This is a genomic window from Edaphobacter sp. (assembly GCF_028283685.1).
Classification (GTDB): domain Bacteria; phylum Acidobacteriota; class Terriglobia; order Terriglobales; family Acidobacteriaceae; genus Edaphobacter.
In genome coordinates, this window is sequence record NZ_JAPWKF010000005.1 from 121,970 (window position 1) to 134,167 (window position 12,198).

The following is a 12,198-nucleotide window of genomic DNA, read 5'->3' on the forward strand; positions in this document are numbered from 1 at the left end:
AGCGTGCGGAATCCTGACAGTGGGGCTGAGAGTCGCAGGCAGATCAGTGAGGCTAGCGTAAAGGAGGTCGTTGCCGCTGCGCGCAATCAAGACGCGGATGCGTTTGCGGAGCTGGTGCGGCGCTATCAGCATCGCGTCTACAAGACCGCCGTTCGTATTGTGAAGGACAGCAGCGAGGCCGAGGATATCGTCCAGGAGTCCTTCTTTGCGGCCTATCAGAAGATCCAAAGTTTCCGCGAAGAGGCAGCCTTTTCCACCTGGCTGACCCGAATCGTGATCAACACGGCGTTGATGCATCTGCGCAAGCGGCGCATCCGGCAAAGTTACTCGCTGGAGGAGATGACGGAGCAGGGAGTGATTCCATCGCAGTTGCTTCTCTCCCGCTCGCCTGCTCCCGATGACCTGTGTATGGAGAACGAGAGGCTGTACCGCATGCGGATACTGCTGCAGGAGATCTCGCCGAACCTGCGCGAGATCACGCTGGACCGTCTGTCGGCCGATCTTTCCATCCGGGAGATTGCGCAGAAGCGTGGCCTGTCGGAGGCGGCGATCAAGTCACGGCTGCTGCGCGCACGTCAGACGCTCACCCATCGTATGGGCATCCTGGATCGCCGCTCGATGCAATGGACGAGCTGGCAGGATACAGAGCGGCTGGCCCGAATGCCGCAGTCTGCTGATCCGCGATCGTTCCAGTGATGACTGGCTGCCGTGCAACATGCAGGAGATGTGTAGGCCACATGAAAAACCGCCCTTTGCCCGGGCGGTTTTTGCGAATATTGTGGAGCACCGAATGGGATTTGAACCCATGAGTACTGGTTTTGCAGACCAGCGCGTTAACCACTTCGCCATCGGTGCTTGATGGTCCCTGCTCCAGGGGAGACAGGGACATGTTCTATCTATCTTACTTCGGCTGAGTCGTTGTGCGAAGGTATGGCTTCACCGTCTTGTAGCCGGGGAAGATCTTATCGGCTTCCTCGTTGGACACGGCACCGGTAATGATCACATCCTCGCCGGGCTTCCAGTTGGCCGGGGTTGCTACCTTGTGCTTCGCCGTCAGCTGCATCGAATCGAGCACGCGGATGATCTCATCGAAGTTGCGGCCGGTGGTCATCGGATAGGCGAGCGTCAGCTTGATGCGCTTGTCCGGACCGACGACGAAGACCATGCGAACGGTGGCGTTATCGGCGGGCGTACGGCCCTCGCAGCTGTCGCCGGCATCGCCGGGCAGCATGTCATACAGCTTGGCGACCGTCAGGTCGGTGTCGCCGATGACGGGGAAGTTCACGGGAGAGCCGGTGACCTCTTCGATGTCCTTGGCCCACTTGCCGTGGTTCTCCACGGGGTCGACGCTGAGGCCGATGACCTTGGCGCCGCGTGCTGCAAACTGATCTTCGAGCGAACCGACTGCGCCCAGCTCCGTGGTGCAGACCGGTGTGAAATCTTTCGGGTGCGAGAAGAGGACAGCCCAGCTGTCGCCGATCCACTCGTGGAAGTTGATTGTTCCGTGTGTCGTCTCTGCGGTGAAGTCAGGAGCTACGTCATTGATACGAAGTGACATTTATTTGCCTTTCAGAGAATCAAGTCTTTCACAGCATATAAAACCCAAAGAAAAACCCACCGGCCACTTTGGCTTGGGTGGGTCTTTACTCCTCGAAGCGGTTTACCTCGACTCGCTCATACACACACCCACGCCGGCATTATGCGACAGCAGCACATCGAAAAGGTGTTGAACGTCATCGTTATCGCTTCCAATCTTTGAAACCGCTGCCAGCTAGGCGCTAGCATCAAGCAGGTTGGCCCGATTGCGGTCTACCAAAACCATAAGTCGCTGGAGTTGAAGATGTCAACTTTGCCGTCCCGGCTTGGACCTCCCCTTACGGCGCACGCCGCCTACGATTACGCGCATGTCGATGTCTTCGCGGAGCGCCCGCTGGAAGGCAACCAGCTGGCTGTCTTCGCCGATGCCCGCGGCCTCGCGGACGAGGAGATGCAGGCCATCGCACGCGAGATAAATCTTTCGGAGACGACCTTCATCCTGCCGCGCGATCCACTCGTCGAGCATGAGCGCGGCGTCCGTGTCCGCATCTTTACAAAGAGGGAAGAGCTTCCTTTCGCGGGCCATCCTACGCTCGGAACCGCGAGCTGGCTCTACTGGAACCATCCCTGGCTGCAGGCCGCTGAGGAGATCGTTCTCGAGCTCAACGTTGGGCCAATCCCGGTTCGCTTTACGCCATCGCGTTCAGGGGAGCAGGGTATCTTCGGCAGCATGCGCCAGAACGATCCTGTCTTTGGCGCAACCCAGAGTCACGCGGAACTCGCCAGCGTGCTTGGTTTGAGTGTTGGTGATCTCGATCAGGATCTTCCCGTGCAGACCGTCTCCACAGGCAATCCTTTCTGCATCGTTCCATTGAAATCGATGGAAGTCGCATCGCGTCTCTCCGTTCCGCAGACTGCGCAGGTCAGCGAGTACCTCGAAAGGCACGAGGCCCGTTTCTTTTACTTCGTGACGCATGCTTCTGAGGCCTCTGGGGCCGACTGGCACGCGCGCATGATGTTTTATGGCACGGAAGATCCCGCGACAGGATCAGCCGCAGGGCCGGCCATTGCCTGGATGGTGCGTCATGGTGCTGTTGAAAGTGAGCGGCAGACGGTCATTGAACAGGGAGTCGAGATGCTACGGCCGAGCCGTTTGCACGTCTCGGCGCGATGGGACGGCGAAAAAGTTTCCGAAGTATATGTCGGCGGTCGCACCATTCCTGTTGCAATGGGACGCCTTTTCCTGCCGTGATGCACGCGATTTCAACAGAGTAGATTTGTAAATCGTCAATGAATTCGCACCTCTCAGCGACACCGGTGGATGAGCAAGGTGTAAACCTTCCACTTTTCGCCCTTACTTCGCCGGTTGCAAAGCATCCCCGCTCTTCATAATCTTGGCAAGCGTTAACGATGTTGCCGCGCGAATGTGCGGTGCATCGGTGATGAGTTCTTTCGCCTGTATTACTAACAATCTGAGTTGAGAGATGCCTTGACTGCTTTGCAGTCGCGACTCCTCGAAACGCATCATCGTTGCCTTTCCGCGGCAAGCCTCTGACGCCTACGCGCGTTCATGCTCGCTGCATCTTCGGCAGACCGATCCTTTGCGTTTACCGGGAACTCGCGTGGCAACCTGCGATGGCTTCGGTATCTCTCACCCCCGTCGTCCGGCATCGCCGGACGGCGGCACTGTTCCTTCGGAGCAGACGCAGAGCTTTTGTCTCTGCTTCTGCTCCGGGGACCAGCGTGGCCGTTCTGCGTTGAAGCGACAGGGCTTCAGCAGAACTCGCGGGGGTGTGCCTTAAATCTGGTCAATGACCGGCAAACCAGCCGGTCCCGACCTGTTACCAGCCGGCGACCACCGGCAGAAGTGAGATACCTTTGCGGCCAAAGAAGACGATCCTCTGCGTAGACGATAACGAACAGGTCCTCTCCGTTCGCACCTTCCTGCTTGAGACCCGTGGCTATCGCGTGATTCCTTCTCTCTCCCCGGCCCATGCCCTCGAAGTGATCGAGCAGTCCGCGCCCGGCTCGCTCGATCTTCTGCTTAGCGACCTGATCATGCCGCAGATGGATGGCAACGAGCTTGTGCGTCGCGCCAAGCACCTTCAGCCGGCGCTGCCTGCGATGATCGTATCCGGTACCGTCACCTCGTTCGATCGCGCCTGCGCTGCCGATGCGTTTCTTCCCAAGGGAGCCTGCTCGCCTGCCGAGATGATCGAGCGTATCCGCGTCCTCGTTGCCCGCAAGCGTGGCCCGCGCAAGGCCTCGGTCTCTTCACAGCCCTCGCTCCTGCTGCAGGCCATCGCCTCGTAGGCGAATTGCAGCGCCTATGCCTCGACGAGGCCGTAGCGGCGCTGCCACTGCTGCTTCAGCCGTGCCCAGACAGCCTCACGCTCTTCACGGCTGATGCTGCTGTCTGATCGCTCGGCAAAGCGCGATGCTTCCAACTTTGCCAGCTCCAGCAAGGCCCGGTCACGAAGCAGATTCGCCACGCGAAACTCAGGCATGCCGGCCTGGCGGGTACCAAAGAACTCGCCGGGGCCGCGTTGCTGAAGGTCGAGCTCGGCAAGTTCGAATCCGTTCTGCGTGGCCACCATCGCATCCAGCCGCGCCTCGGCCTGCTCGCTCACGCGCTTGCCGGTCATCAGGATGCAGTAGCTCTTCGCTGCACCTCGTCCTACGCGGCCGCGCAACTGATGCATCTGCGCCAGGCCAAAGCGCTCGGCGTGTTCAATCACCATCACCGAGGCGTTCGGAACATCGACGCCAACTTCGATGACGGTCGTCGCAATCAGGACGTCGATCTCGCCGCGTTGAAAGCGTCGCATAACAATCTCTTTCTCATCGGCGGCGAGCTTGCCGTGCAGCAGGCCCAGACGCAGACCGTTCAGCGCGCCAGCACGCAGCTCCTCGTACATATCGCTTGCCGCGCGTAATGGCTGCTTGGGGAAGAGCTTCTCAGTCTTCGCCGGCTGCTTCTTCTTTGTCTTCGCAGCTTCTTTGTTGCTCGATCGTGCCGCAAGCGTCGCTGCACTCTTCTTGGTGGAGTCTTCCTGCGCCGCATCATCCTGCGCAAAGTCCAGCTCAGGTTGATCGTCCTTTGCGCCTTCTATCACGGGATAGACGATGTAGGCCTGACGTCCTGCCTTGACCTGCTTGCGGACAAACTCCCAGACGTCGGCGGCACGCTCCTCCGAGGTGCGCCGCGTCACGATCGGTGTTCGCCCCGGCGGCAGTTCGTCGATCACGCTCGTCTCGAGGTCTCCATAGAGCGTCAGCGCCAGCGTGCGTGGAATTGGCGTCGCCGTCATGACCAGCACATCGGGCTCTGCCATGCGGCCATCCGGCCCAGGCTTCTTCATCAGGCGGAAGCGCTGCTGTACGCCAAAGCGATGCTGCTCGTCGACGATAACGAGACCAAGGTTTTCGAAGTCCACTTTGTCCTCGATGAGCGCATGGGTGCCGATCGCCAGCTGCGTCTCGCCGCGGAAGATCCTTCCTCGCGCCTCGCGCTTCGCCGCATTGTCCAGTGATCCTGTCAGCAGCGTCACGCGATACGGTTTTCCTGTACGTGGCGAGATGGCTCCGTCCAGCAATCTCCGCGCTGAAAGATAATGCTGCGTTGCAAGGATCTCCGTCGGCGCCATCATGGCGACCTGGTATCCGTTCTCGATCGCCACCAGTGCGGCCTGCATAGCGACGATCGTCTTGCCAGATCCCACATCGCCCTGCAGTAGTCGTCGCATCGGTTGCATGCGGCGCATGTCGGCGGCAATCTCCCCCAGAGAGCGCTTCTGTGCCGATGTCGGATGGAAGGGAAGAATCTGCTTCAACGCGCGCCGCACGCGCTCATCGGTGACAAATGCTGTGCCCTCGCGCTCGCGGAGACGGCGCCGCTTCAGTTCGAGTCCCAGCTCCAGGTAAAACAGCTCTTCGAAGATCAGTCGCCTGTGCGCAGGGGTAGCCGCCGACATCAACTCCGTCATCGGCGTGCCGACCTCGGGAAAATGGACGGCCTTGAGCGCCTTCAGCCGCGAAGGCAGATGCAGGCGGGTGAGCATCGCTGCGGGCAGCGTCTCCGGAATCGCCATATCTTTTATGACTTCTATAGAAGATGCCGAGGAGGCAGCTTCCTTAGCCGCTGCCACCAGTTCTTCCAGCAGACCCCACACGACGCGCCGCAGCCAGCGCGAGGTCAGCTTCGCTCCCCAGGCCGTCGTGCCTCCCAGAAATTCGTAGACCGGCACGATTCGACCGACCTCGAGGGAAGCCAGCTCGGCCTCGGGTGAGTCGGCGGCGGGCAGAATCTCAAATTGCGGCTGGATCATCTTGAACTTGCCGACGGTCGATCGCGACGGCTCCAGCTTGCCGTATAGCGCCACCATCTGCCCGGCCTGAAACTTGTCCTTCAGGTAGGTACCGTGGAACCACATGCACTTGACCGTGTCCAACCCCTGGCCGACGGTCATCTCGAAGATCGGCATCGACCGGGTACGCAGCAGCGCAGATCCTCGAACTTCACCCACGATGGAGGCCATCGCACCTGCCTTCAGATCGCGGATGGCTGCCGGATTCAGCCGGTCTTCATAGCGAAAAGGCAGGTGATACAGCAGGTCTTCAACGGTCTCGACGCCGCGCTTCGCCAGCGCCTCGGCTACACGTTCGCCGACACGCTTGACGTATTTAATGGGGGTCGAGAGTTCCAGCACAGACCCGATGCTACCAAGAAGGCGAGCATTGTTATCACTGCGGCTTCCGCACCCCTTATCTCGATGAATCTTGACAGCAGTTATGGTGCAATAAGGCAATGGAGTCGTTGAGGCTAAATTCCGAGGGCGGCAGCACACGTGACCTGTTAACCAGCAAGCCGCTGGTCGCCCTGGCCGTTGCAGCCTTTGGCATCGGAACCTCGGAATACATCATCATGGGCCTGCTGCCCAATCTCTCGCACGACTTCCATGTCAGCATCCCCAAAGCCGGTGCGCTCGTCACCGGATACGCGCTCAGCGTGACCTTCGGTTCGCCGCTGGTGGCCATTGCCACTGCCCGGCTGGAGCGCAAGTTCACCATGCTGCTGTTGATGGGCATCTTTATCCTTGGCAATCTATGCTGTGCGATAGCGCCGACCTATAACCTGCTCTTTGCCGCCCGCGTGCTCACGGCTCTGTGCCACGGCGCCTTCTTCGGCATCGGAAGCGTCGTCGCCAGCAACATCGTTCCCCGGAACCAACGCGCCCAGGCAATCGCCCTGATGTTCTCGGGGCTTACGCTCGCCAACGTGCTCGGCGTGCCTGCGGGGACGGCGCTGGGGCAGGTCTTCGGATGGCGCGCTCCGTTCTGGTCGATCGTTCCCATCGGATTCATCGCGGCCGCGGCCATCTTCTTCTTCCTGCCCACTCAGCCGCCCGCTTCCGGCAGCCTGCTCCACGAGTTCCGTGTCCTGCGCAATCCGCAGGTGCTTCTTGTCCTGGCGATCAGCACACTGGCATCGTCGTCTCTCTTCTGCGTCTTTACCTATATCGCTCCGACGCTGCTCTCGGTGGCCCACGCCTCCCCCCATGCCGTTACGCTGACCCTGCTCTTCTTCGGGTTGGGCATTACCATCGGAAATCTTGCGGGAGGCGCTCTCAGCGACCGCCAGCCAGCCTCATTCCTTGTTGTCGCCTTCATCGCACTGATCGGGTCGCTTATCGGCCTTTATTTTGCGGAGCCCTACGTCGTCCCTGCCATCGGGATGATCCTGGTATGGGGAGCCATCCACTTCGCCGCCGGCTCACCGCTGCAGTCCCGCATCGTCGACAAGGCTGCGGAGGCGCCCAACCTGGCCTCGACGCTCAACCAGGGAGCCTTCAACTTCGGCAACGCTATCGGAGCCACAGTGGGCGGGATGCTGCTGACGGCGGGCTTTGGGTATCGCCAGCTTCCAATTGCCAGCGCGGTCATTGCTGCGCTTGTGCTGGCACTCTGCTACACGGCCATCCGGCTCGACCGGAGGCACCGCGACGAGCGCATCGCCGAAAAGATCTCCACGATCTAATGCCGGAAAGACGCCCTGATAGACTGGCCGTTGACTGATCCCTCTCGCGAGATTCCATGGCTATCGTTCAACTCGAGCATGTCCGCAAAGCCTACGACACCAAGATCGCCGTCGAAGACCTGAGTTTGCTGATCGAACCCGGCACCATGTTCGGCCTCCTTGGCCCCAACGGCTCCGGCAAGACCTCTTCCATCCGCATGATGATCGGTATCACGGTACCTGACTCCGGCAGGGTCGAGCTCTTCGGCAAGCCGTTCGAACGCAAAGACCTCGCCCGTGTCGGCTACCTGCCCGAAGAGCGCGGGCTCTACAAGAAGATGAAGGTGATCGACCAGCTCATCTTTATGGGCCAGCTTCACGGACTCGACATTGCCACTGCCACCATGCGCTCCCATGCCTGGTGCGAGCGCATGCAGATCACCGAAGCCATTCCCAAGAAGGTCGAAGAGCTCTCCAAAGGCATGCAGCAGAAGATTCAGTTCATCGCCGCATTGCTCCACGAGCCTGAGCTCATCATTATGGACGAGCCCTTCAGCGGCCTCGACCCAGTCAACGCCACGCTGCTGATCGATACGCTGATCGATCTGCGTAAGGAAGGACGCGCCATTCTCTTCTCCACGCACCGCATGGATCAGGTGGAGAAGATGTGCGATTCCATCTGCCTCATCTCGCGCGGGAAGCAGGTTCTCTCGGGCACCATGCGCGAGGTCAAGTCACGCTATCCACGTAATCGCATGCTGATCACCTTCGACGGGGACGATGCCTTCCTGAAGAATCCGGGAATCGAGGAGTACAAGCGCTACAACAACTCCGCAGAGATCAAGCTGCGTGACGAGTCCGCAGCGCAACAGATCATTGCCCAGGCCATAGGCGGGGCAATCGTCACCCGTTTCGAGGTTATGGAGCCGACCCTCGAAGAGATCTTTATCGAGGAAGTCAGTCGAGGAGGCCGCGTCGATGCCTAACAGCACCTTTCTCATCGCCAGGCGCGAGTATCTGGAACGCGTCCGCACCAAGGCTTTTGTCATCACTACGTTATTGATTCCCGCGCTGATGGGCGGCGGGATCCTCTTCTCGGTCCTCAAGTCCAAGACCAGCAAGCCCGCATCGCACATTGCCGTCGTGGCGTCCGATACCGACTTTGCTCTCGATCTGCAGGCGGAGCTGGAACATGGCAAGGAATCTGCCATGAAGGTCGACGTGATCTCGCCGCCGGCGAAGGATACGCGTCAGACCGTTGTCGACCAGACCGCCGACAAGCAGATCGATGGCTTCCTCTGGGTCGATGCCGTGAATGGAGTCCTAAAGGCGACATACACCTCGACCAGCAATGCGGACATCTCGACCACCACGACCATCGACAATGCCATGCGGCAGGTCGTCATGCGGCAGGGCCTGAAGCATCGTGGTCTTGCAGTCGGCGACATCAAAAGCATGATGGAGCCGATTGAGCTGGAGACCGACACGATCAAGAACGGCGAGGTCTCGAAGTCCGACACGATGACCGCCTTCTTCGGTGCTTACGTCCTCTTCTTCCTCATGTATATGGCAGTCATGCTGCACGGCATGAATGTTGCCCGGTCGATCATCGAAGAGAAGACCTCCCGAGTCTTTGAGGTGATGCTTGCCACAGTGCGCCCCCAGGAGATGATGATGGGCAAGCTCTTCGGCGTCGGCGCTGTAGGCCTTACGCAGATCGGAATCTGGGTTACGGCTGCGATCCTGCTCTCATCGCAATCGATCGTCTCCGCGATGGGTGCGGGGTCCATGCACATCCACTTCTCGGCGCCGCAGATCATCGCCTTCATCGGCTACTTCATCCTCGGCTTCCTGCTCTATTCGGGCATCGCCGCCGCCATCGGCGCCATGGTTAACTCTGAGCAGGAGCTGCAGCAATTCAACCTGGTCATCGCCATGCCCCTGGCGATCTGCATGTTTGTTCTTGGTCCGGTTATCTCTAACCCAAGCTCGACGTTTTCGCGCGTCATGTCGCTGATCCCGACCTGCACGCCGCTGCTGATGTACCTGCGCATCTCTATCTCGAATGTGGCGTGGTACGACATCGCCCTCTCTATTGTTCTGATGGTCGCCACCATTTGGGTGGTGATGTGGTTTACGGCGCGGATCTATCGTGTCGGCATCCTGATGTATGGCAAGCGCCCCAATCTGCCGGAGATTCTTCGCTGGCTGAAGTACAGCTAGACTGCTATTCCTCAGATCATGGAAGCGCACCCGCAGTAAACTCATCAATGTGGCCGAACCCGAAGTCCAATACACCTTCAAGCAGCGTCTCATCCTCGCCATCGTCCCTCCGCTGGCGTACATGGTCATCTGCCTGCTCGGGGTCACACTGCGTTTTGAAGATATCTGCGAGCCCGGCATGGTGCCGCAGTACCACACACCTCCGCCGCTGATCTACGCCATTTGGCATCGCTGCCTGCTTGCCTGCGCGTGGCGCTTCCGCCAGGGCAATCTTCATATCCTCATCAGCCGCAGCTTCGACGGCGAGCTAATCGCGCGCACGGTCGAGCGCCTTGGTTTCGTCGCCGTCCGTGGTTCCAGCTCACGCGATGGGGCCGTCGGGATGCGCAATCTCCACCGGGCTTATCTCGAAAAAAACTACATCGCCATTACCGCCGACGGCCCGCGAGGCCCTGCGCAGAAGGCCAAGCCCGGGGTTGCACAGCTGGCTGGCCTGGTTGGCGCCCCGGTTGGAGCTGTCTACCTGCATCCCAGCAGCTTCTGGGTGCTCCGCTCCTGGGATCGCTTCATGATTCCCAAGCCTTTCTCGAAGGTCACTGTCAGTTGGACCGTCCCCGTTGTCGCCGATCAGAAAGCGGTTCAGGATGCCCTCGACCGGGCTACAAAATCGGCCGAATCGTCGCCGCACGGTAAATAGTGTCGCGCAGCAAATAATTCTGACTCGTCATTCTGCGTAATATCGTCGAAAGTGAAGCGAAGACGCTCTTTGCCTCGTCCGGAATGATTCATCCACAGCCTGTTGGGCCGACCCTATCTAAAATAGAAGAGCCGTGCGCGTTGCCGACTTCCATTTCGATCTTCCTGAAGAGCTCATTGCGCAGTCTCCGCCCCCCGTCCGAGGCTCCAGCCGCATGCTCGTGCTGGACCGGGCAAGCGGGGAGTATCGCGACAACTTCTTCCGCCAGCTTCCTGAGCTGCTGCATCCCGGCGATCTGCTTATCCTCAACGACAGCCGCGTCATTCCGGCGCGCCTGTACGCGACCCGCGGGCGTGGCGCGGCGACACAGGCCAGCTCGCCTGACCCGACGGGCCGCATTGAGGTCTTACTCACACAGCAGCTCAGCGCCGACGAGTGGACAGCTCTGGTTCGCCCAGGAAAGAAGGTACAGCCCGGCGAGCGGCTGTTCTTTGCCGCAACCGACACCTCTGTGCCGCTGCTCGAGGCTGATGTTATTGCCGCCGCCGAATACGGTGAGCGTACGCTTCGTTTCAAGCCCACCGAGGACTTTCATTCCATCCTCGAGCGGATCGGCCACATGCCGCTGCCGCCATACATCCATCGCGACGACACGGCGAGCGATCGCGATCGCTATCAGACAGTCTTCTCACAAGAGCCCGGTTCAGCCGCGGCCCCGACTGCAGGCCTCCACTTCACTCCCGAGGTGCTCGATCAGCTTCGCCAGCGCGGTGTTCAGATCGAGACCGTCACCTTGCATGTCGGCTTAGGAACGTTCCAGCCAGTCCGGGCTGACAATGTTGAAGACATTCGCCTGCATGCGGAGCACTACACGCTGCCGGCTGCCACAGCCGACGCCATCAATGCCGCGCTGCGCGAAAAGCGGCGCATCATCGCAGCAGGAACGACGACCACGCGCACGCTTGAACACTGCGCTCACGTCGCCACGGCCGATGCCTTCGAGCCTCATGCCGGAGTCCGGCTTCATCCGCACTCCGGCGAAACCAGCATCTTCATCCGGCCGGGTTATCGCTTCCGTGTCGTCAGCGGCCTGCTGACCAACTTCCATCTGCCACAGTCAACCCTGCTGATGCTGGTCAGCGCCTTTGCCGGAAGAGAGGCGGTCCTGTCCGCATACAACCATGCCGTCCGAGAACGCTATCGCTTCTTCTCCTACGGCGACTGCATGCTGATTCTCTAAGGCGCTTCCGCGGCTCTATTTCTTGGAGAGCCTCTGCTGAAACTGCGCGATGGTGGAGTGAACATTCGCTGGCCACGGCCTGTCCTTCTGGCCGATATAGGTCTCAACCCAGATCAGCTTCTGCTGGCTGCTGTCTCCGGCATAGATGTGCAGCTCCAGGATCTCCTGGTCCGCAGGACCGATGTCGACACCGGATGCGGCAGCAGGAATGACCGTCATGGTCAGGTCAGGCGTCGCACCCTCGTTTGCGATGCTCTTACCCAGCTTCTGAGCCAGCTCTTTCAACTGCATGCCGGTTGATTTATCGCGGTCGCGATACTCCGGTTTTACGGTACGCGCGGCGTCCAGCGCCTTCCGAAAGGCTGTCCAGTTGCAGGTTGCCTGTCCCCGGTCGATGGTGCATCCCGCATCAGCAGTCTGTGCCTGTGCATAAAACGATCCAAGGGTCAGGGCGGAGTACATCGCGAAGACAGTCAGTTTTTTCAT

12 protein-coding genes and 1 tRNA gene are annotated in these 12,198 nt (G+C 59.9%); 8 read left to right on the top strand and 5 right to left on the bottom strand.

Translation table 11 applies throughout. From position 1 onward, the window contains the following. Nucleotides 1–3: 3 nt before the first annotated feature. On the top strand, nt 4–696 hold the full coding sequence (locus PW789_RS07590) for a sigma-70 family RNA polymerase sigma factor (RefSeq protein WP_299373818.1): 693 nt from the start codon (nt 4–6) through the stop codon (nt 694–696). 83 nt (nt 697–779) lie between these two features. Here PW789_RS07590 and PW789_RS07595 read toward each other — a convergent pair. Continuing rightward, nucleotides 780–855, bottom strand: a tRNA-Cys gene (locus PW789_RS07595). 46 nt (nt 856–901) lie between these two features. Further along, nucleotides 902–1,558: a peroxiredoxin gene (locus tag PW789_RS07600; protein ID WP_299373821.1), complete on the bottom strand. Its 657-nt coding sequence runs from the start codon at nt 1,556–1,558 to the stop codon at nt 902–904. 282 nt (nt 1,559–1,840) lie between these two features. Between PW789_RS07600 and PW789_RS07605 the strand changes: the two genes are divergently transcribed. Continuing rightward, the gene (locus tag PW789_RS07605) at nt 1,841–2,788 is read left to right on the top strand and encodes a PhzF family phenazine biosynthesis protein (RefSeq protein WP_299373824.1); all 948 of its coding nucleotides are present in this window, start codon (nt 1,841–1,843) and stop codon (nt 2,786–2,788) included. Nucleotides 2,789–2,890: 102 nt separating this feature from the next. Here the strand turns inward: PW789_RS07605 and PW789_RS07610 are convergent, their stop codons facing one another. Continuing rightward, nucleotides 2,891–3,064, bottom strand: a complete 174-nt coding sequence (locus PW789_RS07610) for a hypothetical protein (protein ID WP_299373827.1) — start codon at nt 3,062–3,064, stop codon at nt 2,891–2,893. A gap of 350 nt (nt 3,065–3,414) precedes the next feature. Here PW789_RS07610 and PW789_RS07615 point away from each other — a divergent pair, with 350 nt between their 5' ends. Then, entirely contained in the window at nt 3,415–3,849 is a 435-nt protein-coding gene (locus PW789_RS07615; RefSeq protein WP_299373830.1) for a response regulator, read from the top strand. Between the two features lie 14 nt (nt 3,850–3,863). On the opposite strand, the gene recG is transcribed toward PW789_RS07615, so the two are convergent. Next, nucleotides 3,864–6,245 (bottom strand): ATP-dependent DNA helicase RecG, encoded by a 2,382-nt coding sequence (gene recG, locus PW789_RS07620; protein ID WP_299373833.1) that lies wholly within the window; start codon nt 6,243–6,245, stop codon nt 3,864–3,866. 107 nt (nt 6,246–6,352) lie between these two features. Here recG and PW789_RS07625 point away from each other — a divergent pair, with 107 nt between their 5' ends. The 5 genes from PW789_RS07625 to queA all read left to right on the top strand — a co-directional run bounded on the left by PW789_RS07625 (nt 6,353) and on the right by queA (nt 11,712). Then, nucleotides 6,353–7,573 (top strand): MFS transporter, encoded by a 1,221-nt coding sequence (locus PW789_RS07625; RefSeq protein WP_299373836.1) that lies wholly within the window; start codon nt 6,353–6,355, stop codon nt 7,571–7,573. 56 nt (nt 7,574–7,629) lie between these two features. Beyond that, complete coding sequence (locus tag PW789_RS07630) at nt 7,630–8,538, top strand: ABC transporter ATP-binding protein (RefSeq protein WP_299373839.1); 909 nt, start codon at nt 7,630–7,632, stop codon at nt 8,536–8,538. Continuing rightward, nucleotides 8,531–9,775, top strand: coding sequence for an ABC transporter permease (locus PW789_RS07635; RefSeq protein WP_299373842.1), 1,245 nt, complete (start codon nt 8,531–8,533; stop codon nt 9,773–9,775). Before PW789_RS07630 ends, PW789_RS07635 begins: the two co-directional genes overlap by 8 nt. Nucleotides 9,776–9,824: 49 nt before the next feature. After that, nucleotides 9,825–10,472, top strand: coding sequence for a lysophospholipid acyltransferase family protein (locus PW789_RS07640; RefSeq protein WP_299373845.1), 648 nt, complete (start codon nt 9,825–9,827; stop codon nt 10,470–10,472). Nucleotides 10,473–10,605: 133 nt separating this feature from the next. Then, the gene (gene queA / locus PW789_RS07645) at nt 10,606–11,712 is read left to right on the top strand and encodes a tRNA preQ1(34) S-adenosylmethionine ribosyltransferase-isomerase QueA (protein ID WP_299373848.1); all 1,107 of its coding nucleotides are present in this window, start codon (nt 10,606–10,608) and stop codon (nt 11,710–11,712) included. Nucleotides 11,713–11,727: 15 nt separating this feature from the next. Here queA and PW789_RS07650 read toward each other — a convergent pair whose 3' ends face one another. Beyond that, complete coding sequence (locus PW789_RS07650; protein ID WP_299373851.1) at nt 11,728–12,198, bottom strand: hypothetical protein; 471 nt, start codon at nt 12,196–12,198, stop codon at nt 11,728–11,730.